The 21,687-nt window shown below is 71.0% G+C and carries 22 protein-coding genes; 14 read left to right on the forward strand and 8 right to left on the reverse strand.

Annotated elements, in window-relative coordinates; translation table 11 throughout:
• Positions 1–53 precede the first annotated feature (53 nt).
• Positions 54–263, forward strand: a complete 210-nt coding sequence (locus OHB13_RS23385) for a DUF397 domain-containing protein (protein WP_328378379.1) — start codon at positions 54–56, stop codon at positions 261–263.
• Positions 264–391: 128 nt separating this feature from the next.
• On the opposite strand, the gene OHB13_RS23390 is transcribed toward OHB13_RS23385, so the two are convergent.
• From OHB13_RS23390 to OHB13_RS23400, 3 genes are read right to left on the reverse strand one after another with little or no spacing between them, the layout of a single operon-like run.
• Positions 392–964, reverse strand: a complete 573-nt coding sequence (locus OHB13_RS23390; protein ID WP_328378380.1) for a hypothetical protein — start codon at positions 962–964, stop codon at positions 392–394.
• Between the two features lie 11 nt (positions 965–975).
• A complete protein-coding gene (locus OHB13_RS23395; RefSeq protein WP_328378381.1) occupies positions 976–2,625 on the reverse strand; it encodes a sensor histidine kinase in 1,650 nt (549 codons plus the stop codon).
• Positions 2,622–3,308, reverse strand: coding sequence for a response regulator transcription factor (locus OHB13_RS23400; RefSeq protein WP_266853896.1), 687 nt, complete (start codon positions 3,306–3,308; stop codon positions 2,622–2,624). The genes OHB13_RS23395 and OHB13_RS23400 overlap by 4 nt, the downstream gene beginning before the upstream one ends.
• A gap of 342 nt (positions 3,309–3,650) precedes the next feature.
• Between OHB13_RS23400 and OHB13_RS23405 the strand changes: the two genes are divergently transcribed.
• From OHB13_RS23405 to OHB13_RS23425, 5 genes are all read left to right on the forward strand, one after another.
• Positions 3,651–4,403 carry a DUF3152 domain-containing protein gene (locus OHB13_RS23405; protein WP_328378382.1) on the forward strand — a complete coding sequence of 251 codons (753 nt, stop codon included), beginning with the start codon at positions 3,651–3,653 and terminating at the stop codon, positions 4,401–4,403.
• Positions 4,404–4,556: 153 nt separating this feature from the next.
• The gene (locus OHB13_RS23410; RefSeq protein ID WP_328378383.1) at positions 4,557–5,495 is read left to right on the forward strand and encodes a hypothetical protein; all 939 of its coding nucleotides are present in this window, start codon (positions 4,557–4,559) and stop codon (positions 5,493–5,495) included.
• Positions 5,492–6,937, forward strand: coding sequence for a peptidoglycan-binding protein (locus OHB13_RS23415; RefSeq protein ID WP_328378384.1), 1,446 nt, complete (start codon positions 5,492–5,494; stop codon positions 6,935–6,937). Before OHB13_RS23410 ends, OHB13_RS23415 begins: the two co-directional genes overlap by 4 nt.
• Complete coding sequence (locus OHB13_RS23420; RefSeq protein WP_328378385.1) at positions 6,934–7,656, forward strand: ABC transporter ATP-binding protein; 723 nt, start codon at positions 6,934–6,936, stop codon at positions 7,654–7,656. The genes OHB13_RS23415 and OHB13_RS23420 overlap by 4 nt, the downstream gene beginning before the upstream one ends.
• Complete coding sequence (locus tag OHB13_RS23425) at positions 7,653–8,927, forward strand: ABC transporter permease (RefSeq protein WP_328378386.1); 1,275 nt, start codon at positions 7,653–7,655, stop codon at positions 8,925–8,927. Before OHB13_RS23420 ends, OHB13_RS23425 begins: the two co-directional genes overlap by 4 nt.
• Before the next feature lie 143 nt (positions 8,928–9,070).
• Here the strand turns inward: OHB13_RS23425 and OHB13_RS23430 are convergent, their stop codons facing one another.
• Entirely contained in the window at positions 9,071–9,817 is a 747-nt protein-coding gene (locus OHB13_RS23430; protein ID WP_328378387.1) for a class I SAM-dependent methyltransferase, read from the reverse strand.
• Positions 9,818–10,033: 216 nt separating this feature from the next.
• Here OHB13_RS23430 and OHB13_RS23435 point away from each other — a divergent pair, with 216 nt between their 5' ends.
• From OHB13_RS23435 to OHB13_RS23450, 4 genes are all read left to right on the forward strand, one after another.
• Positions 10,034–10,612 carry an RNA polymerase sigma factor gene (locus OHB13_RS23435; protein WP_266853882.1) on the forward strand — a complete coding sequence of 193 codons (579 nt, stop codon included), beginning with the start codon at positions 10,034–10,036 and terminating at the stop codon, positions 10,610–10,612.
• Positions 10,609–11,247, forward strand: coding sequence for a hypothetical protein (locus OHB13_RS23440; RefSeq protein ID WP_328378388.1), 639 nt, complete (start codon positions 10,609–10,611; stop codon positions 11,245–11,247). The genes OHB13_RS23435 and OHB13_RS23440 overlap by 4 nt, the downstream gene beginning before the upstream one ends.
• A gap of 124 nt (positions 11,248–11,371) precedes the next feature.
• Positions 11,372–12,697: an MFS transporter gene (locus tag OHB13_RS23445; protein ID WP_328378389.1), complete on the forward strand. Its 1,326-nt coding sequence runs from the start codon at positions 11,372–11,374 to the stop codon at positions 12,695–12,697.
• A gap of 95 nt (positions 12,698–12,792) precedes the next feature.
• On the forward strand, positions 12,793–13,386 hold the full coding sequence (locus OHB13_RS23450; protein ID WP_328378390.1) for a TetR/AcrR family transcriptional regulator: 594 nt from the start codon (positions 12,793–12,795) through the stop codon (positions 13,384–13,386).
• Positions 13,387–13,447: 61 nt separating this feature from the next.
• Here the strand turns inward: OHB13_RS23450 and OHB13_RS23455 are convergent, their stop codons facing one another.
• A complete protein-coding gene (locus tag OHB13_RS23455; protein ID WP_328378391.1) occupies positions 13,448–14,371 on the reverse strand; it encodes an alpha/beta hydrolase in 924 nt (307 codons plus the stop codon).
• A gap of 67 nt (positions 14,372–14,438) precedes the next feature.
• Here OHB13_RS23455 and OHB13_RS23460 point away from each other — a divergent pair, with 67 nt between their 5' ends.
• A complete protein-coding gene (locus tag OHB13_RS23460; protein WP_328378392.1) occupies positions 14,439–14,912 on the forward strand; it encodes a MarR family winged helix-turn-helix transcriptional regulator in 474 nt (157 codons plus the stop codon).
• Positions 14,913–15,040: 128 nt separating this feature from the next.
• On the opposite strand, the gene OHB13_RS23465 is transcribed toward OHB13_RS23460, so the two are convergent.
• The gene (locus OHB13_RS23465) at positions 15,041–15,808 is read right to left on the reverse strand and encodes an alpha/beta hydrolase (RefSeq protein ID WP_328378393.1); all 768 of its coding nucleotides are present in this window, start codon (positions 15,806–15,808) and stop codon (positions 15,041–15,043) included.
• Positions 15,809–16,158: 350 nt separating this feature from the next.
• On the opposite strand from OHB13_RS23465, the gene OHB13_RS23470 reads away from it, so the two are divergent.
• Both OHB13_RS23470 and OHB13_RS23475 read left to right on the forward strand, forming a co-directional pair.
• Positions 16,159–17,112 (forward strand): SDR family NAD(P)-dependent oxidoreductase, encoded by a 954-nt coding sequence (locus tag OHB13_RS23470; RefSeq protein WP_328378394.1) that lies wholly within the window; start codon positions 16,159–16,161, stop codon positions 17,110–17,112.
• A 207-nt stretch (positions 17,113–17,319) separates the two neighbouring features.
• Positions 17,320–18,870 carry an ArnT family glycosyltransferase gene (locus OHB13_RS23475; RefSeq protein WP_328378395.1) on the forward strand — a complete coding sequence of 517 codons (1,551 nt, stop codon included), beginning with the start codon at positions 17,320–17,322 and terminating at the stop codon, positions 18,868–18,870.
• Positions 18,871–18,988: 118 nt separating this feature from the next.
• On the opposite strand, the gene OHB13_RS23480 is transcribed toward OHB13_RS23475, so the two are convergent.
• A complete protein-coding gene (locus tag OHB13_RS23480; RefSeq protein WP_266853864.1) occupies positions 18,989–19,822 on the reverse strand; it encodes a helix-turn-helix transcriptional regulator in 834 nt (277 codons plus the stop codon).
• A 101-nt stretch (positions 19,823–19,923) separates the two neighbouring features.
• On the opposite strand from OHB13_RS23480, the gene OHB13_RS23485 reads away from it, so the two are divergent.
• Positions 19,924–20,631 carry an SDR family NAD(P)-dependent oxidoreductase gene (locus OHB13_RS23485; RefSeq protein WP_328378396.1) on the forward strand — a complete coding sequence of 236 codons (708 nt, stop codon included), beginning with the start codon at positions 19,924–19,926 and terminating at the stop codon, positions 20,629–20,631.
• A 93-nt stretch (positions 20,632–20,724) separates the two neighbouring features.
• Here OHB13_RS23485 and pip read toward each other — a convergent pair whose 3' ends face one another.
• Positions 20,725–21,687: a prolyl aminopeptidase gene (gene pip, locus OHB13_RS23490; protein ID WP_328378397.1), complete on the reverse strand. Its 963-nt coding sequence runs from the start codon at positions 21,685–21,687 to the stop codon at positions 20,725–20,727.

Consider the following 21,687-nt stretch of genomic DNA (forward strand, 5'->3'; position numbering starts at 1 on the left):
CGCCCGCAGGCGGCATCAGCGGCAGTGATCAACCAGTTGCGAAAGGGCACCCCATGACGACCGAAGCTCCCCGTTGGTTCACGCCCTCGTACAGCAACAACGGTGGCCAGTGCGTTGAGGTCGCCACCAACCTCGTCGCCCCGCGCGGCGTCGTCCCTGTCCGTGACTCCAAGAACCCGGCCGGCCCGGTCCTGGGTCTCACCGCTGGTTCGTTCGCTTTCTTCGTGGCAGGTGTCAAGGCCGGAGAGTTCGGCGCCGTCTGACCGCCCCGGCCCCACGCGTACCGGCTCGGAGTTGCCCCATCGTGCGGCGGTGCACGGTGGGGCTTCTCGCTGAAGTGCCCCCAGCGCGCGGGGCGCAGATCGGCGGGGTGCCGGGCGCCGCAGTGGGGTCAGTGTTTCCGCGCCTCCTGCGGCTGGTTCGCGACGGGGCACGCGTAGTGCGCCTGCGTCATCGTCCACCCGTCCCCGAGCACATGGACGCTGCTGTGCGTGGACGCGGTGCGCGCGGAACCACCGACTGCTTCGCTTTTCGGGAGGGGGGCGGTGGTCGCAAGCGACGGAGCCACCGTGCACGCCAGCTGGAGCATGGCCTGATGGCTCAGCGGGGCCGCGACACCGGGGAGTTGGACGGACAATGAACCGTCTTTGCCGGTCGACACCCGAATCGCGTCCGTCAGGTGAGGCAGCTCCGTGGTGGCCGTCGCGGACTCGCTCGCGGTCGGCCCCTCGAACAGCAGGCGGACAACGGCTCCGAGGTCCCCGGTGTCGTCGGTCCGGCGGGGGTAGGCCGTCAGGTCTCCGTCGTGCAGGAAGAAGAGGGAGACGGTGGGAGGCGCCGAGGGTGGCGCGCTGGTGGAGACGATGCCGCTCGCCGGTTCACCGGCCTCGATGGCACCGGACGGGGGGACTCCGCACGCCGTGAGCGTGACCGCGGACGTGAGCCCGAGCAGCAGCGCCGCCACCCGCGAGCCCCTCACCGGACACCCCCGCCGACGCCGCCGGTATCGGTGTCGTCCAGCCGCAGCGGGAGTTCGACCGTGAACACCGCGCCGCCATGAGGCGAGTTCGCCGCCCGGATGCGCCCTCCGTGCAGACGCACGTTCTCCGCAGTTATGGCCAAGCCCAGCCCGCTGCTCTCGCTCCTGGTCCGGGAGGTACTCGCCTTGTAGAACCGATCGAAGACGTGCGGCATGGCCTCATCGGTGATCCCTGGTCCGTTGTCGGTCACCTCGATGACGGCCCACGCCGGGCCCGCACCTTCCTCCCGCACCCCCACGGTCAGCCATACGGGCGGCGCCCCGTGCCGCAGCGCGTTGCCGACCAGGTTGGCCGTCACCACATCGAGCCGGCGCGGATCGACGCGTGCGCGGAGCACACCCGGCCCGGGCAGCCGGGTCTCCACCTGCCCCTGCCACCCCCGGGAGGCGAGGGTGCGCTGTACGGATTCGGCCAAATCGATCTCGTCCCGGTTGAGTTCGACCGCCCCGGCGTCGAAGCGGGAGATCTCCATCAGGTCGTTCACCAGTCCGCTCAGCCGGCCCGTTCCCTCGCTGATGAGCCGCAGGGCGTCGCCGGTCTCCCCTCCCGTACTCAGCGCGTTCTCGTCCAGCACGTCGGTGACCGCCGACATCGCCGCCAGCGGGGTGCGCAGCTCGTGGGAGACGTCCGCCACGAAGCGGCGCGCCTGGGCTTCCAGGCGGCGCAGCTCAGTGACGGTCCGCTCCAGTTCGGCTGCGGTTTCGTTGAAGGAGCGCGAGAGGTCGGCCAGTTCGTCGGAGCCGGTGACGGCCAGCCGTACGTCGAGGTGCCCCGCGGCCATCCGGCGCGTCGCCCCGCGCAACGCCCGTACGGGACGCAGTACGCCGCTCGCGGCGAGCAGCGCCAGGACGACGGCGAGGCAGAGGGCCACCAAGGTGGCTCGCTCGACGCCGCTGACCATGGCCTTGACGTACGCCTCTTCGGCGTTCTGCGGCACCTCCAGGTACATCACGATCCCCGAGAGCCTGGGCTCCGTGCCTTCGCCGGAGGAGTACGTGACGGGCATGCCGACGACGAGACGAGGATGCCCGCCGATGTTCACCCGCTGGAACACCGCGGCACGTCTCTCCCGCACGGACCGGAGCAGTGCGGGGCTCGGCTCGTCGAAATCAGCGCTCGGCGCATAGGCGCGGAGGCGTCCGTAGGTGCCCATGACCCGCCACCCCGACGACGGGTTCGCGTACAGCACCTGGTTCACCGCGGACTGGAGATCCGACCGGCGCGGTGCAGTGGTGAGGTAGGGCGCGACGGCGTCGACGCTCGTACGGAACTGGTGGATGACGGAGTCCTGGCTCTGCTGGAGCACCCCCGTGCGCGCCTCGCGGAAGGCGAGGAGGCCGGTGCCCAGGGCGCTGGCCATGGCTACCAGGACGAAGGCCGCCAGCAGGCGAGGGCGCAGACCACGCAGGGGGAGCGGGATGCGCGCCAGGGTCGTCCGGAGGAACCGCAGGGGGCCGGCTCCCCGTACGGCGGCGCGGCCCTCGTCGGCCGTGCCGGTCTCGTCCTGGTGCTCGTCCTTGCGTGCCCGCACGGTTCTCCGCGTCGGCGTGGTCTTCCGAGTCCGCGTGGATGGCGGGCCGCTCATGGGGTGCCGAAGCGGTAGCCGAATCCGCGTACGGTCTGCACGTAGCGGGGATTCCTGCCCTCGCCGAGCTTGTTGCGCAGTCGCTTCACGCAGGCGTCCACCAGCCGTATGTCGCCGTGGTAGCTGTGTTCCCAGACTGCTTCCAGCAGCTGCTGGCGGCTGAACACCTGGCCGGGCGAGGCCGACAGGGTCAGCAGCAGCCGCAGTTCCGATGGGGCCAGGGCGACGGGGCCGCCGCGGTAGGTCACCACGAGGCCGGCCCGGTCGACGACCAGCTCGCCGTGCGTCTCCACCCGGGGCCGGGCGCCGTCCGGTACCGACGCATCCTGTCTGCGCAGTACGGCCCGTATGCGTGCGTCGAGCACCCGCGCCTGCACGGGCTTGACCACGTAGTCGTCCGCGCCAGCCTCCAGTCCCACGACCACGTCGATGTCGTCGCCCCGGGCCGTCACCATGATGATCGGCACCTGGTCGCGGTCCCTGATCCGGCTGCACACGTCCAGGCCGGAGATGCCGGGCAGCATGAGATCGAGTACGACGACGTCCGGCCGGAAGGGGCGGAGCTGCTCCAGGCCCTCTTCACCCGTTTCCACGGCGAGGACTTCGTGCCCTTGATGCCGCAGGCCCAACTGGACGGCCCTGCGGACATCGTGGTCGTCCTCGACGATCAGAATCCGTGGCATTTCGACAGTGTAAGCAGCTCGGATGAGGTGGCTGTCCTGTGGAGGACCCGCACCGAGTGCCGTTACACAACGATCACAACGGGCCTGGGATGCGGGTCTTCCGGTCAGAATCGGCGGAAGCCGCCATGAACCGCGCGTCGTCACCATTTCGTGATGTCTCCGGCTCATGGTGGTCAACTGGCCCGGCCACTTTGAGCTGTTATGAATTCGGCACGACGGCGACCATCCGCACCCCCTGCCGGCAGCACCGCGTCCGTTCGCCGCGGCGGTCGTCGGCGCCGGACCTCCCACCGCCGGGGGCGTCCGCGCAGCCGGGGCCGGAGCCTGCTGATCGGCGCGCTGGTGGCCGTCGGTCTGCTGGGCCCGGCGACGTATTTCCTCGGGGGCGGGCGGAGCGACGCGTCCAACGGGGCGCCGCACCCGCCGAGCACATACGTCACTCACGCTCCCACTCCGACGCCGACTCCCACGCCGACCCCCACCCCCACGCCGACCCCCACCCCGAGCCGGACCGGGATCGACGTCCCCTCGACGGGCAGGGGGACGTTCGTCACGGCGCAGGCCAGTGGCGCGAAGGCGGGCAGCGGTTCCCACCCGCTGCGCTACGTCGTGGAGGTCGAGACCGGCCTGGACATCTCGGCGTCCCAGGCGGCGAAAGAGATCGCCGGGATACTCGCCGCCCCGCGGGGCTGGACCCACAATCCGCACTACGCGTTCGAGCTGGTGAGCGCCGGAGCACCGCACGATCTCACGGTGAAGATCGCGACACCGGGGACGGCGGACTCCCTGTGCTGGGCGGGCATCCACCAGTCCACCGGAGGTGAGTACAACTGCGAGGTGCCCGGCGGGGTGGTGGTGAACCTCAAGCGCTGGGTCAAGGGCTCGCCCACCTTCGACGGGCCCATCCATGACTACCGGGCGCTGATCGTCAACCACGAGATGGGGCACTTCCTCGGCTACTCGCACGTGACCTGCGGGGGTGCCGGACGACTGGCCCCCGTGATGATGCAGCAGATCAAGGGCCTGCACGGATGTGTCGCCAACGCCTGGCCCTATGACAAGAACGGTGACCTCGTCACCGGGCCGCCCGCATGACCGGCGCCGGTCGCCGGGGCCGGCAGCCACGGCGGGCGGCCGTTACGGCTCGGTCATGTGCCGAACCCATGGCCATGAACTGCCGGCGCCACTGTGAACTCCGCGTGCTTCGCGCCCCACAGGCAGAACCCCCTCTCGATCGGATGGAAGCCAATGAATCGATCCCGCGCTGTCCGGAGTCTGGCCGCGGCGGTGAGCCTGCTGCCGCTGCTGGCGGCCTGCGGCTCCGGCACGCACTCCCACTCGGCGACCGGAGGGAAGACCACGGCCGGATCGTCGGGGCAACTCGACGTTCCCGCCGACGCGAACGCCGATCTCAGGAAGCAGTACCTCCTGGAGAACGCGATCGCGGCCTGCATGAAGAAGCAGGGCTTCACCTACACCCCCGTGGCCCCCGAGGATCCCGCCGCTTCCTGGGCCACCGACGGGGCGGACTACGCGCTGACGAAGAAGTACCGGCAGAAGTACGGATTCGGGATCTTCTCGGGAATCGTCTACCCCGACGACGCCGGTGCGCCGGGCAGTGCGGGCGCCCGGAAGGACTCCGGAAAGACGCCCAACGCGGCCTACGTGGAAACGCTCACGCCCAATCAGAAGACCTCGTACAACAAGGCGTTGGGCACTCCCCCCGACCCGAAGACCGGAGAGAAGAACTGGACCGGCTGTCAGGGAGACGCCAACAAGGTGGCCTACGGCTCCGCTTCGGCCCAGGACCGGAGCACCAGGACCGCGAGCCAGAACCAGGCCAACGCACAAGCACTCAACGGCGATCCGAAGCTGGTGGCGCTGGCGCAGTCGTACGCCTCGTGTCTGAGGAAGGAAGGCGTCTCCGTGACGACCACGCAGCCGACCGGCATCGGGGACATGGTCAGGCTCCAGGCGCTCGGGTCCGCTCCGGCGGGCGCCGGCGGTGTCTCCCCGGTCGGCGAGGACGGGAACACCGGGAAGTCGCTGAGCAAGAAGGACGCTCTCCCTCTGCTCACCAAGGACATCGAACTGGCGATGCAGGACCTGCAGTGCGGCAAGGCGTTCAGGGCCGCCTACTTCCCGAAGTTCCTCAAGGCCCCGACGAGCGGTGGCGGTGCCGGGTGAGGAAGCGCCCCAGGCTGATCGGCACCCGTCCCGGACAGCTGACGGTCGTCGTCGCCGCGGTGGCGCTGGTCGGAGCGGGCGGCTGGTTCGCCGGATCGCTGATGCAGTCGCCTGCGGATGCCGCCGCCGCGCACCAGCCACCGAAGGCTCGTCCGGTCACCGTCACGGTCGAGCGGCGCGCGCTGACCGCGAGTGTGGTGGCCCAGGGCTCGGTGGGGTTCGGATCGCCGCGGAAAGTGACCCTGGCCGGCCTCGTCGGCTCTCCGGACTCCGGCTCCGGGTCCGGCAATCCGGGGGTCGGTGACGACGTCGCCCAGCGGGTCACCAAGGCACCGGCCGCCGGAGTGGAGCTGAAGGAGGGGGATGTACTGATGCAGGTGAGCGGGCGGCCGGTCCTGGTACTGAGGGGCACCGTGCCGATGTACCGCACGCTCGGCCCCGGCGCCTCCGGGGACGATGTCAGGCAGCTCCAGCAGGCGCTGACCCGGCTGGGCTTCAACCCCGGCCCGGCCAACGGGACGTACGGGCAGTCGGACGCCGCGGCGGTGAGCCGCTGGTACAAGAGCAAGGGCTACCGCGCCATGGAGCCCACCGTCGCCGACAAGCAGCAGCTGGGAACGCTCGAAGCGGCGGTGACCACCGCCCAGCAGGCCCTCCTCGCGGCACAGAACCCGGGCGGCGATTCCGAGGGTACGGGCGGCTCCAAGGGAACCGGCAGCGGTTCAGGCGGCGGCGCGGGCGCAGGAGGGGACACCGCGAAGCTGCAACTCAAGTCGGCGCAGCAGCAGTTGGACGCGGCCGACGCCGCGCTCTCCGCCTTCCAGGCCGGTTATGGAACCAAGGTCCCCGCCGGTGAGGTGGCCTTCCTGCCGGACCTCCCGGCCCGGCTGGACAAGGCGACCGCGAAGACTGGAGACACCCCCTCCGGACCGGTCGCCACGGTGACCAGCTCCAAGGTCGTGGTGCAGGCCGTGGTCCCGGCCCAGGACGCCAAGTTGCTCCACAAGGGCATGCGGGCCCGGGTGGAGACCACCGACGGCACGACGGTGGACGGAGAAGTCGTGGCACTCGCCGACGACGTACCGAAGGACGATTCGACCGACTCCGGCAAGCAGCAGGGGACCTCGGACGGCGGGAGCGAGGGCACCTCGGCTCCCGTACCGGTGCAGATCTCCGTGCCGGCGGGGAAACTGACCAAGAACGCCACCGAATCAGCGAAGGTCACTATTGAGGTGGGCTCGTCGGACGGCAAGGTGCTGACGGTGCCTGTCGCCGCGCTGCACACCTCCGCCGACGAAAAGGCCCGGGTGCAGGTCCTGCGGGGCGGCAAGGTGGTGGATCTCCCCGTCGAGGCCGGCCTCTCCGCGGACGGCCAAGTGGAGGTCACTCCGTCGTCCGGTGTCGCGCTGAAGGCCGGCGACCAGGTGGTGGTCGGGCGATGACCGCTCTGCCGTCCTGCGCCGTGCCCGACGCGGACACCGTCATCCAACTGACCGCCGTGGACCGGACCTTCGACTCCGAACCGCCGGTCCATGCCCTGCGGGACGTACACCTGACCGTCCGGCGCGGTGAGCACCTGTCGATCGTCGGCCCGTCAGGTTCCGGCAAGTCGACACTGCTCAACACCCTGGGGCTGCTGGACCGTCCCACCTCGGGCACCTACTGGCTCGACGGGGTGGAGACCAACGCGCTCGGCGACCTGGAGCGCACCTCGTTGCGCGGCAGCCGGATCGGGTTCGTCTTCCAGTCCTTCCACCTGCTGCCGTACCGGACCGTGGACGAGAACGTCATGCTGGCCGAGACCTACCGCCGGCCGCGCCCCGGGCGCAGCCGGGCGGGCCGCGCCGCCAGGGCCGAGCAGACCCTGGAACGGGTGGGTCTGGCAGACCGGGCCGGCTTCCGGCCGGACCGGCTCTCCGGTGGTGAGAGACAGCGTGTGGCGATCGCCCGGGCGCTGATGAGCGAGCCCGCCCTGCTGCTCTGCGACGAGCCGACCGGCAACCTCGACAGTGAGAACACCGAGTCGGTGCTGGACCTCTTCGGCCAACTCGGGGAGCAGGGCATGACCCTGGTGGTGATCACGCACGAGGAGGCGGTCAGCCGGCGGGCCGACAGGCGGGTCAGGATCAGCGACGGCCGTCTCGTCGAGGAGCGCCGATGAGGTCCAGGACACGCGACGTGCAAGCCGCGGCTCCCGTGAGCACAGCACCGGGCAGGGCCGCCGCCGAGCGCCCCTGGATGGACCTCAGGGACCTGTGGTCCGAGGCGCTGGCGGGGGTGCTCGCCCGGCCGATGCGCTCCGCCCTGACCACGCTGGGCACCGTTCTGGGCATCACCACCCTGGTCATCACCATCGGGATCTCGTCCACGGCGGGCAACCAGATCGTGGGCCGGTTCGACGCCCTCACCGCCACCTCGGTCACGGTGGGGGTGCCCTCCGCGGCATCGGCCGACTCCGGTCCGCTGGTGGACTGGTCGGGTGTCGACGCGGTGCGCCGGCTGGCCGGGGTCGAGTCGGTGGCGGCGATCGCGGACTCCCAGGAGACCGCGAGCGTCGAGGTGCGTTCCAACGACGTGGTCGCTCCCGGCGCGGTCAGCGGCCAGACGATGGCGGTCGTCGCCGCGTCCTCCGCGCTGCCGGCCGCGGTACGGGGCGGGATGACCGCCGGGCGCTTCTTCGACGACGGGGACATCGCCCGCCACGGCCGGCTGGCGGTCCTCGGCGACCAGGCGGCGCGGCTCCTCGGTATCAGCTCGGTCGAGGACGCTCCCGCGGTCTTCCTGAAGGGGCAGGCGTACACGGTGATCGGGATACTCGGCGGAGTGGAGCGGGAACAGCAGCTCGCCACCGCGGTGATCCTGCCGCCCACGACGGCCTCGGACCGGATGGGGCTGGGAACCGTGACCCGGGTACTGATCAACACCTCACTCGGCGCGGCGAACCAGGTCGCCCGCCAGGCGCCGATCGCACTGGCCCCCGGTGCCGAGGCTTCCCTGACCGTGACGGCACCGCCCGATCCGGCCAAGGCCCGCAAGGGAGTGCAGGGCGATGTCAACGGCCTGTTCCTGGTCCTCGGGCTGGTATCGCTGGTGGTCGGGGCCATCGGTATCGCCAATGTGACGCTGGTGACGGTCATGGAGCGGACCGGGGAGATCGGACTGCGCCGCGCCCTCGGGGCCTCACGGCGCCAGGTCGCCGGCCAGTTCCTGGTGGAGTCGACGGCAATCGGACTCCTCGGCGGTGTCGTGGGCGCCGCCCTGGGCATGGTCGTGGTGGTGATCGTCTCCGCCGTCAGGGAGTGGACTCCCGTCCTGGACGTCCGCCTCGCCCTCGGAGCCCCGGTCGCCGGAGCCCTGGTAGGGCTCCTGGCCGGCCTCTACCCGTCACTGCGGGCCTCCCGTATGGAACCGGTCGAAGCCCTGCGCTCGTAGCCGTGCCCCCACGGGTAGGCCGGGCCCAGCCGGGTTCGCGGCACGGCTGGGGAGGCTCCTCGCCGGCCTCGGCATGTGACGGTGGCCCGGCCGGTACGGGCAAGTCCCGGAGGCCGGGCCGTCCTTGACCGCCTGATCCGGCGTCAGGCGCGGCAGCGCAGCATCTCGAACGACGGGTTCGTGCGGTAGTCCGCCCAGAACTCGTCACCGTACGCGGCGATCCCGGCGGCCGACACCTCGGTCGGCACCCAGGTGATCTCGCTGAACCCCGCCTTGGCCAGGCATGTTTCGAACACCTCGCGGCGCGCCAGGCCGGAGGTGAACGAGATCGGCACCCCCTCCAGCAGCGCGGTGGTCTTCACCCGGGGCCCGGTACCGGACTCTTCGCCCGTCAGCTCGGTGAGGAACCCGTACGGGCGGGGCGACGGACCGGAAAAGTCGTAGTCCGGCGTCTGGTGGAGCATGAAGAACTCGCCACCACTCTTCAGACTCTCGTGCACCTTGCGGCACAGGTGCTGGAACTCCTCGACTGTCTCCGCGTAGTTGAGCAGCATCACCGCGGTCGCCACATCGAATCGCTCGTCCGCGAGTGACAGGTCCGCCACATCGCCGACCTGGTAGCGCACACCCAGCGGGCCGGTCTTCTCGATACCCTCTGCGGCGGCGATCATCTCGCCGGAGATGTCGACGCCGAACACGTCCGCCGCGCCGCGCCGTTTCAGCTCGCGGCTGTAGAAGCCGGTGCCGCAGGCCAGGTCGATCACTCTCTTGCCGGTGACGTCCCCGACCATGCCGAGGAAGCTGGGCGCCTCCACGTACTGGGCAAGCGGCAGGGCCTTGAAGCCCTCGAAGGCCTCACCGATCTCGTCGTACGTCTGCTGCGCGCTCATCGCGCACCCCTCCCGTTGTGGTGTCCATGTCTCCCGGACACCGACAGTCTCTCCACACGCGGCAGTGAGCCCGTACTGGCAGAAGCTCCAAAGATCGGGTGGTCAGGGCGTTGGCCGCACGAACGCGGGCGGACTGCGGATGTAACGCTTTGGAGCGCCTCGGACTAGTACCGGGTGTAAGGCATCGCACCTTTGACCTGTCTTGAGGAGCCGTCCGTGCCAGCGGAGCATCCGACAGCACCACCTACGCGGGACCCGGCCGGGTTCGCCGCGTTCTACGAGCAGCAATTCGACGCTGTGCTCGGGTTCGTCACCCGGCGCGTCGACAACGCGCACCTCGCCGCCGACCTGACGGCGGACATCTTCGTGGCCGCCCTGGAGGGCGCGCACACCTACGACGCCCGGCGCGGCGCACCCGTCGCCTGGCTCTACGGCATATCCCGCAACGTCATCAACGCCCACTTCCACGGCGCCGCCCGGGAGCAGCAGGCGGTCGCCCGGATCAGCGGGCGGCGGCTGCTGGACGACGCGGACGTCAGCGCCATCGAGGCACGCATCGACGCGGACCGCACCGTCCGGCAGTTCGCGTCCGCCCACGCCGCGCTCTCCGAACCACTGCGTCAGGTGCTCGACCTGGTCGTCCTGGACGGGCTCACGGTCCGCGAGGCGGCGCAGGCACTGGGCATCAGCTCGACCACCGCCCGCGTACGACTGCACCGCGCCCGCAAGGTCCTGCGCACCGCCGGCCAGACCCACGCCGCCACCCACGACACCCTTCTGGAGGCCGCCCAGTGAACGCCCCCGTGCACTTCAAGCAGCAGCTCGCCGACGAGCTGAACGTCCGCGCGACAGCCCTGTCCGCCCCCGCCGGCCACCGGACTCTGCTCCGGTTCCGCGCGCCGCGCCGAGGGCTGGCGCTCACCGTGGGTCTTGCTGCGGCGGCTGCCGCTGTGGCTGTCGCCGTCCCGATGGTGTCCGGGTCGAACGGGGCGCAGCAGGCCGCGCCGGCATCCCGGAGCACCGAGAACACCCCGAGCACCCACAGCGTCCCGAACACCGGACTGAACATCGTGAACGCCGACTACGCCGTGCGGTCCAAGCCGGGCGGCATGGTCTCCGTGCAGCTGTTCAACGTGAAGGGCATCCCCGGTCTGCAGGCCGCGCTGGACAAGGCCGGCATCCCCGCGAAGGTGTTGGCGCCCTCGGCCTCCTGCCACACCACCGGCCACCCCGGCAGCACACCGCACGGCAGCCTCCTGAAGGTGATGCCGCAGTCCGGCTTCCACAGCAACGGGGTCCATGACATCAAGCCCAGTGCCATCCAGCCCGGGGACCACCTGCTGTTCATCGCGGCCACGGAGAGCAACCCGCCGGGGGTGCTGGCCACCAGGCTGGTGCACCAGGTGCCCAGCTGTATCCCGGCCAACTAGCTGATCGATTCCCGAGCGGCGTCCGCCCCTCCCTCTCCCGCTTGACCTGAGTAGACCTGTCTGTCTAATCTGATGTACGCCGATTAGACAGACAGGTCTACTCATCCTTCGGACGGGAATGGTCATGACGAATCTCTCGGTCGTCCCGGCACCCAAACCGGCGCGCACCTCGGATACGGCGCCCGACGCCGGATCCGCTTCCAACTCCGCTTCCGGGTCCGCTGCCGTATCCGCGCGGAGCCGGCGGCTGCCGCCGAACGTGGCACTGTACGTACTCGCCTCGATCACCATCTCGTTCCTGGCGGCCTCCAGCGCGCCGACCCCGCTCTACGCGGTCTACCAGGCCGAATGGGGCTTCGACCCGATCACCACCACCGTGGTCTTCGGCGTCTACGCGGTGGCCGTACTGCTCGGGCTGCTCACCATGGGCAAGCTCTCCGACCACGTCGGCAGGCGGCCGGTGCTGCTGGCCGCGCTGGCGGCGCAGGCCATCTCGATGGTCGTGTTCGCCACCGCCGGCGGCGTGCCGGGGCTGATGGTGGCCCGGATCGTCCAGGGGCTGTCGACCGGCGCCGCGCTCGGCGCGATCGGGGCCGGGATGATGGACATCGACCGGCCGCGCGGCACGATCACCAACGCGGTCGTCCCGGGCATCGGCACGGCGACCGGCGCGCTGGTCTCCGGCCTCGTCGTCCAGTTCCTGCCCGCCCCCACGCATCTGGTCTACCTCGGGCTGCTGGCGGTCTTCGCCCTCCAGGCCCTCGCCGTCGCGCTGATGGCGGAGACGGTGACCCGTAAGCCGGGGGCGCTGGCCAGTCTGGCGCCGGAGATCAAGCTGCCGCGCGCCGTACGCCGTCCGATGCTGGTGGCCGCGCCGGTGCTGTTCGCCGTCTGGGCGCTGGCCGGTCTTTACGGGTCGCTCGGTCCGTCCCTCGCACGGCAGTTGACCGGTTCCGGGTCCGAAGTCATCGGCGGGCTGAGCCTGTTCGTGCTCGCCGGGGTGGCCGCCGTCTCGGTGCTGGTCCTGCGGAAGGCGGCGACCCGCACGGTCATGCTCACCGGCATCCTCGCGCTGATAGCCGGGGTGGCCCTCACCCTCGTCTCGATCCGCCACTCCTCCGCCACCGGCTTCTTCGCCGGCACCGCCATCGCGGGCGTCGGCTTCGGCAGCGGCTTCCAGGGCGGCATCCGTACGGTCATGCCGCTGGCCCGGCCGCACGAGAGTTCCGGGGTGCTGTCGCTGCTCTTCGTCGTCTCCTATCTGGGCATGGGGGTGCCCGCCGTGATCGCCGGGTTCCTCGTCGTCCACGCGGGCGGGCTGACTGCCACCGCGCAGGAGTACGGCGTCGCCGTGATCGTCCTCGCGGCGTTCGCGCTGCTGGGGCTGTTGCGCGGCGGCCGGGACGGTGCGGCGGTCCTGCCGGGCGAGCGGGTCGGCGGCAGCGCCTGAGGGGTGGCCTCCGATGGGGGACTCGGTGGGGCCTCGGTCAGAGGGGCGCAACCGGGGCATAATGGTAGACAGATCTGTCTGAAGGAGTGACCGTCATGGCGAGTGTGCAGAGCACCGCGAAGCCGTCGGCGCGTGAGCGTCTGCGCGCCGCCGCGAACGAGCTGTTCTACGCCGAGGGCGTGCAGAGCGTCGGGATCGACCGGGTCATCGAGCACGCGGGCGTGGCCAAGGCGTCGCTGTACAACACCTTCGGGGGCAAGGAGCAGCTCGTACGGGCCTACCTCGACACCCGGCACGCGGGCACCGTCGACCGGATCACCCGGGCGATCGCGGAGCGGGACACGCCCCGCGAGCAGATGCTGGCGGTCTTCGAGTCCCAGGGGCGGCAGTTCGACCGGCCCGACTTCCACGGCTGCGCCTTCATCCGCGCCGGCTCCGAGGCCGGCCCCGGCGGGCTGGTCCAGGAAGCGGCGGACGCCTTCCGCGGCTGGATGCGCGAACTCTTCACCCGACTCGCCGCCGAGGCCGGCGCCGCCGACCCCGACGCCCTGGGCCACCAGCTCCAACTCCTCTACGACGGCGCCGGTATCTCCGCCCTGATGGACCATGACTCCACGGTGGCCGCGACCTCCCACGCGGCGGCGGCCGCCCTGATCGCGGCGGCGACGGGCGCATCCGCCGAGGCGTGAGCCGCGCCCCCGCCGACCGGCAGGTACGGATCGGCGAACTCCCCTTCGCTGTCGGCTTGCTTCAGCCTGCCGGCGTGCGTGCCGTGTCCCTGGTGCGGATGTGCTGGCTGAGAAAGAGAGCGGCGCGGTCCAGTGCCTCGTCGGCTTCGTCCAGGACGCCGGCGAACGCCTGGAAGACATGGGGAACGTCAGCGGTGATGTCCAGGATGACGTCCACCCCGGCGTCCCTCGCGCGCGCGGAGGTGCGTACGGAGTCGTCCAGAAGCATTTCGTTGGTGCCCGCCTGCAGAAGCATCGGGGGGAGGCCGGTCAGGTCGGCGAGGGTGGCGGGGCTGAGCATGGGCTGATGGGGGTCCTGTCCCGCGCGGTACATGGCTCCGGTCTGTTCCAGGCCCTCGCGGGTGAAGAACGGGTCGGCGCTCGCCCTGGTGTCCATGCTCTCGCCTGTCCGGGTCGCGTCGAGTCCGGGGGAGAACGCCACGATGGCGGCGGGCATGGGCAGGCCCGCGTCGCGGGCGGCGAGGCAGGTCGTGACCGTGAGGCCGCCACCGGCGGAGTCTCCGGCGAACACGATCGCCGAAGGGTCTTCGCCGCTGTCGAGGAGTGCACGGTAGGCGCTCAGCGCGTCCTCGATCGCGGCCGGGAACGGGTACTCAGGGGCAAGCCGGTAGTCCAGCGAGAACGCCCTGAACCCGGTTCTGGTCACCAGGTTCCCCGTCAGCGACATCGCCGTCTCGGGTGAACCGATCACGTAGGAGCCACCGTGAAAGTAGAGGATCGTCCCGGCCTTCGGAGTGCCGGCCGGCTCGACGAGCACCGCGGGCCGATCGCCGAGCGTCGCAGTCCCGGTGCGGATACCGGCCGGGACGATCATTTTCCCCATCATCGCCCTGAACCCGGCGCGGAGCTCCTCCACCGACCGGGGGCCCTCCGGGTGAGGCTGTCGGACCATCGCGTCGATCTCCGCGCGCTGTTGCCTGCTCATTGCCGCCTCCATCACAGATGCATGCCAAAGAACTATATGCCTTGGAATCTAGGTTAGACTATATGCCATGGCATCCAAGTCGCGTGGCCCGATCGACCTCCCGGGCTTCTTCGCCGATCTCGTCCGCTGCGAGACACGGCTCTACAACGCGCTGAACGACCGCCTTCGCGAGCGGCACGGGATCGTCACCTCGCAGTTCGAGTCCCTGCGCTTCCTGCGCGACCACCCCGGGTCCCGGGTGGCGGACCTCGCCACCGAATTCGCCATCGGGATCGGCGCGACCAGCAAGGGCATCGACCGCCTGGAGAAGCAGGCATGGGTCATACGGCAGACCAATCCATCGGATCGCCGTTCCTCACTGCTGGACCTGACCGCCGGAGGCCTGGAACTGGTCGAGGCGGCGGAGGCGACCTTCACCAGAACACTGGCCGAGCTGACCGCGGACGTCCTCGGCGGTCCCTCAGGACCGGCGGCCGTACAGGTCTTCTCGGAGCTGCGCTCCGTGCTCGAACGCGACCAGATCGGCCTGCCCACAGGCTGACCGGCCTGCGCGTCCCGTGCGACTGCCCGTTGGCTGCCTTCGGTCTGAAGGAAGCAGGAGCAGGCAGAGCAGACAGAAGTAAGGCAGCGGCGTCCGATGGACACACCGGACGCCGCTACCGCTCACCTTCAGGCCGCTGAGGTCGCCGCCCGGCCAAGATGCCGGGCGAAGAACCGGACCGCGCTGTCGGCCTCGAACCTGGGGAAGTCGAAGTGCTTGCCCGCGTTGGCGTGCAACGTCTTCTCCTTCGATGCGAAGGCGTCGAACAGCGCGAGGCAGGCCTCACGCGGGATCCGCTCGTCGTCCCACTGCAGGCCGAACTCGACCGGGACGGTGATCTGCTTCGCCTTCTCGACCAGGGCATCGGGCCACATCAGGCCGAAGACCGCGGCCGTGATCCTGGGCTCGGCGGCCACCAGCGGCACCCCGAGCGCGGTGCCCAGGGCGATGCCGAAGTAGCCCACCGGACCGTCGGCGCCGATCTCCGGAAGTCCCTGAAGGGCGTCCAGGGTCGCCTGCCACTCGGGCACGGCGAGCTCCGCCAGGCGGGCGTTGTAACGGACGACGATCGGGCCTTCCGGCTCGCCCGCCGCCTGCGCCTCGCGCAGCTGGGCGATCTCCTGTTCGTCGTGCGCGGTGCGCGGCCGGTCGCCGTGACCGGGCGCGTCGATGACGGCGACATGGAAGCCGCAGCCGGTCACGAGGCGCTGTGCCCGGCCGGCCATCGCAGGATGCTTCTTGTGGGCGCCGCCGCCGTGGCCCATCAGGACCAGGGGCGCGCGCTCGGCCGCATCGGAGGCCGGTGACCAGAGAACGCCGGGGACCCCGCCCACGGTGAAGTCGCGCTCGACCATGCCGTTCGACGACGACTCGGCGGTGAACTGCAGAGAGTGCATAGGTGTTGCCTTTCGGGAGTGCCTTGTTGTCGAGGCGCTCCCGGCGATACCTACGTCAATCGCCCGACCGTGACGGAAAGGGGGAGCACCCACATCGATACAGCGTTCATGGGTCTCACCTCCTTGGGCGGTGTCGCGGTCAGCAAGCGCAAGCTACAAGCCGGAGCATCGTCCGGTCCAGCCCTTTTCTGAGGAGGGGTGTCGGAAGCGGGTGTCGGAAGCCTGTCGGCGGTGACCGTGAGCTGTCAGCGGAATGTCGGTGGAGGCTGCGACTTTGAACGGGTCGGTGCTCGCCGTGAGCACGCGGCCGCCGTAAGGCCCGGAACGCCCAGCACAAGGAGCCCGTCATCGTGTCTTCCGTATCCCAGAGCCGACCGCAGTGGGACGTTCACCGGCTGCCATCTGCCGAGGACAGGACTTTCCTGGTCACCGGGGGCAACGCCGGGATCGGCTACTTCGTCGCCGAGCAGCTCGCCGCCACGGGCGCCCTCGTCGTACTCGGCAGCCGGGACGCCGCCAAGGCCGAAGCCGCGATGGCCTCGATCCACTCGCGCGTCGCCGGAGCACACGTACGGCACCTTCAACTGGACCTCGCCGACCTGGCTTCGCTGAAAACCGCCGTGGACAGGCTGGACCTCGGTCATCTCGACGCGGTGGTCCTCAACGCAGGGGTCGCGCTCGACGACCCGCCGCGTCGGGAAACCGAGAACGGCCACGAGCTGATGTTCGGCACCAACCACCTCGGCCACTTCGCTCTCACCCAGTGGCTGGCCCCCCTGCTGTCCGCGGCGCCGGCCGGCCGCATCGTAACGGTGGGAAGCTTCGCGGCGCGGTCCGAGCGGCTGGACCTGGACGATCTGCAGTCGGCCCACGACTACCGGCCCAAGCGCACCTACGGCCGGTCGAAACTGGCGCAGATGAGCTTCGCCTTCGAACTCGACCGGCGTCTGCGCGCCCTCGACAGCACGGTGCTCAGTGTGGTGGCCCACCCCGGCGGCGCACTGGACTCCCTCACCCCGTCCCGCCCGCCGGTACGCGTGACACCGCCCGGCGAGCGGCTGCGCGCCCTGCCCGCCGGGCTCCTGGTGCAGGGCAAGGACGCCGGAGCATGGCCCGCCGTGCGTGCCGCCCTCGATCCGGCGGTGCGGGGAGGGCAGTTGTGGGGGCCGAGGGTCTTCGGCCTGCGGGGCACACCACGGCGTGAGCCGGTCCCCTCCCACATGGCCGACCGGGCCGTCGCCGCTCGTCTGTGGGCCGCCAGCGGCGAGCTGACCGGCACCGATCCGCACCTCGGCTTCCGGTAGGCGCGGAGCTCCGGGGATACCGTCCTCGCGCTCAGCGCCCGGCCGCTCCCCGCCCGTCCCGGTCCGCCACGAACCCACCGCCCGGGGTGCGTTGCTGCCCGCGGGCCGGGTGCATAAGGTACGAGCGGCCCGGGAGGAGCCGTGCACACCGGCCGCACCGGCCGTGCGGACGGCGCGACCGATGGGCAGAGACCGGGGGCGGCGGGGATGGCGGACAAGACTGACACAGGACGTGCGGACGAGGCCGGGGAGGCCGGGGAGGCCGACGGGCGGATCGCACCGCTGGACCGGAGACTGTTCGTCGTCGCGGGGGCGGTCTTCGCCGTGCTGATGGCGCTGTCCCCGCGCTACGGCTTCCACATCGACGAGCTGTACTTCCTCGACTCCGCCCGGCACCTCCAGGCGAGTTATGTGGACCAGCCTGCGCTGGCGCCGTTGCTGGCCAGGGTCTCGCTGTCACTGTTCGGGGTCTCGGAGGCGGGCCTGCGGCTGTGGCCCGCGCTGGCCGCCGCGGGCACGGTGGTCGTGGGCGGGCTGACCGCGCGGGAGTTCGGCGGCGCGCGGCGGGCCCAGCTGCTCGCGGCGATCGCGACCGGCACCATGCCCGTGCTGCTGGGCGGCGCGCACGTCGCCAACACCACGTCGTACGAGGTGCTGGCGTGGGCCGCGATCGCGCTCGTGGTCGTGCGGATCGACCGCACGGGCGACACGCGGTGGTGGCTCGCCGTGGGAGCGCTGGTCGGCCTCGGCTCGGAATTCAACCACCTCGCGGCTTTTTTCGGGATCGTCCTGCTGGCCGCCGTGCTGCTCGGCCCGGCCCGGCGGACCGTGGCCGATCGCCGGCTGCTCGCGGGCGCAGCGATCGCCGTGCTGCTCGTGCTGCCCGACGTGTGGTGGCAGGCGCGGCACGGCTGGGCCATGTTCGCGATGACGCGGGCGCTGAACGGAGAGAACGGAGGCCTGGGGAACGTCCCCACCTGGATCGTGGGGCAGCTCGGCATGTCCTGCCTGGTGATGACGGTTCTGTGGGTGGCGGGCCTGCGGTTCCTCCGGCGGTCCGGCCGGCCGCTGTGGCGGTGCCTGGTGACCGCGTACGCCGTGCTGTTCGTGCTGTTCGCCGTGACGACCGGAGCGCAGGTGTACTACCTGGGCGGACTGTACGTGTGCCTGCTGGCGGCCGGGGCGGTGGGACTCGACGGGTGGCTGTACTCCCGCCGGGGCCGGCTGCGCGACCTGATGATCGGAACCGCTGTCTCGGCCGCGATGTTCGCCGTGATCGTGCTGCCGGTGCTGCCGCCCTCGGACGTGGCCTGGACGTACGGCATCAGCGCGAATTCGGGGGAGACCCTGGGCTGGCCCCAACTGGTCGGCACCGTACGGCAGATATGGACCGGGCTCCCGCCCGAGCAGCGTGCCGACGCGGTGATTTTCGCGGATGACTACGGCGAGGCCGGCGCCGTCAACGAACTCGGCCGCGGTACCGGGCTGCCCACCGCCGTGAGCGCCCACAACACCGACTGGTGGTGGGGTCCCGGCAACCCGCACGCCACGACCGTGGTGGCCATCGCCCCTGGCCCCGACCACGCCCCCGGGTACACCGCCCATCTGCGCCGGTACTTCCGGCACGTCCGCGTGGCCGCCACCCTCTCCAACCCCGACGGCGTGCACAACGTCGAATGGGGCGGCCACGTCTACGTCTGCACCGGCCCACGCCGCCCCTGGGGCACGATGTGGCCCGAACTGCGCCACTACGGGTGACGCCCCGCCGCGCCCCCGCCTTGTGACGCGGGCCCGCTTGTGACGCGCCCCGCCTTGTGACGTGCCCCGCCTTGTGACGCGGGCCCGATCACACCGCTGCCCCGGTGACCGTCTTCGGTCACGGACCGGCCAGCGCCTGCGTACCCAGGACCGCGAGCAGCGCGAGCTTCTCGGCGTCCGGGGTGTCCGGTTCGGTCGTGTAGATCATGATGCGCAGGTCGCTGCCCGAGACGCTGAGCAGGTCGCAGTCCAGCGTCAGCTCGCCCACCTGCGGGTGATCGATGGTCTTGTGCGGCGCGTCGTGCTGATCCACCGCCCCGGAATCCCACAACTCCGCGAAGCGCTCACTCCCGGCGCGCAGCTCCGCGATCAGGCGCCGCAGCCGCTGGTCCGCCGGATACCGGCTCGCCGTCGCACGCAACCCGGCAACCTGCGTGATCTCCAGTGCGTGCCGGGATTCCGGGGTGTGGCGGGCGCGGGTGCCCGAGCCGAGGAAGTTGCGCCACACCGCGTTGCGGTCCTTGCCGTGCCACTCGCCCATCAGCGCCGTGTACAGCGGGTTGGCCAGCAGCAGCGTCCACGCCGCGTCGTAGACCGCGACCGGTGTGCCGGTCAGCCGGTCCAGCATCCGCTGGACGCCGGGCGTGATGTACGCGGGCACTGTGCCCCGCCCCGGCGGTACGAGCCCGGCGGCGCCGAACAGATGCTCGCGCTCGGCTCCGGACAGGCGCAGTGCCCGGCCCAGGGCCTCGACGACCTGTAGCGACGGGTTGGCGGCCCGGCCCTGTTCGAGGCGGGTCACGTAGTCGACCGAGATTCCGGCCAGCAGGGCCAGCTCCTCGCGGCGGAGCCCGGCCGCGCGCCGGTGGCCGCCGACCGGGAGCCCGGCCGCCTCCGGGGAGACCCGGTCGCGCCAGCGCCGCACCGCCTGTCCGAACTCCGTGGTCGCCATGCCACCACTGTGCCCCCACCCGCGTGGATCGTCCTGGTACTGGCAGTCACAGGAAGGCGGGACGCCTGGCTGTACGCCCGCCCGCGCCGCATCGTGGAGGCATGACGACAACACTGATCACCGGAGCGAACAAGGGTCTCGGGTACGAGACCGCCCGCCGCCTCATCGCCGCGGGCCACACCGTCTACCTGGGCAGCCGAAATGCCGAACGCGGGCGCCGGGCCGCCGAGGAACTGGGCGCGCGGGCCGTCCAGCTCGACGTCACCGATGACGCGTCCGTGGCGGCAGCGGCCGAGGTCGTCGAGGCCGGGGGAGGGCTCGATGTCCTGGTCAACAACGCCGGGATCGAGACGCGCGGCGAGAACAACACCGTGCTCGGCCCCGCGGACGTGACAGCCGACGCGATGCGCACCACGTTCGAGACGAACGTCTTCGGTCCGGTGCGGGTCCTGCACGCCTTCCTTCCCCTGCTGCGCCGCTCGGCTGCCCCGGTGGTGGTCAACGTGAGCAGCGGTCTTGCCTCACTGACCCGGGTCAGCACCCCGGACGACCCTGCGTACGCGTACCCGGGTGTCGCCTACCCGGCGTCGAAGACGGCGGTCAACATGCTCACCACGCAGTACGCGAAGGCCTTCCCGGACCTGCGGATCAACTCGGTGGAGCCCGGCTTCACCAAGACCGACCTGAACGGGAACACGGGCACCCAGACCGTCGAGCAGGGCGCCGAGATCATCGTGCGCATGGCCCAGGTGGGGCCGGACGGCCCGACGGGGGGATTCTTCGACGCCGAGGGCACCCTGCCCTGGTAGATCCGGTGGGCGGTCGAGTCCCCGGGCCGGTTTCCAGCCCGGTCTGCGGCTCGGTCCGCGGTCCGGTCCGGACTCCGAGAGCGCGGACCGGGCTCATTCCTGGCGGGCGAACCGGTTGAGGGCTTCGAGAATGTGGCCGCGTGTGGTCGCGCTGCCCAGATGGCCCGCGTCGCTGACGACGATCAGCTCCGCGTCGGGCCAGGCGCGCGCGAGTTCCCACGCCGTGTCGAGCGGGCCGCCCATGTCCAGCCTGCCGTGGATCAGTACGCCGGGGATACCGGCCAGGCGGTGGGCGTTGCGCAGCAACGTCCCCTCCTCCAGCCAGGCGCCGTGGGAGAAGTAGCGCGAGCAGATGCGTACCAGGGCCAGCTGGGCTGCCGCCGGGCGGTCGCCGTACGGGTTGGACGCGCCCTTCGTCTCCCCGGACAGGACCGTGTCCTCCCAGGCACACCAGTCGGCCGTCGCCTTCTCCCGTACGGCGGCGTCCGGGTCCTCGGCGAGGCGTGCGTAGGCCGCGACGACGTCGCCGTCCCGCGGTGTGCCGGGAGCTCCTGCCAGGAAGCGTTCCCACTGCTCGGGGAAGTAGCGGCCGACGCCCCGGAACAGCCAGTCGACCTCGGAACGCCGGGTGGTGGTGACAGCGGGGATGACGATCTCCGACACCCGCTGGGCGTGCGCCTGGGCGTAGGCCAGGATCAGCGTGGAGCCCCATGAGCCGCCGTACAGCAACCACCGGTCGACACCCAGGTGTTCGCGCAGCCGCTCCATGTCGGAGATCAGGTGCTGGGTGGTGTTGTGCCGCATGTCGGTCGCGGGGTCGCTCGCGTGCGGTGTGCTGCGTCCGCAGCCGCGCTGGTCGAACAGGACGACCCGGTACCGGTCCGGGTCGAAGAACTGGCGTGCCTGCGGGCCGCACCCCGACCCCGGCCCGCCGTGGACGACGAGTGCCGGCTTCCCGGCCGGATTGCCGCAGACCTCCCAGTACACGAGGTTGCCGTCGCCGACGTCGAGCATTCCCTTGTCGTACGGCTCGATCGGTGCGTACAGCTCGCCCAT

Origin of the sequence: Streptomyces sp. NBC_00440, assembly GCF_036014215.1 — a bacterium.
Classification (GTDB): domain Bacteria; phylum Actinomycetota; class Actinomycetes; order Streptomycetales; family Streptomycetaceae; genus Streptomyces.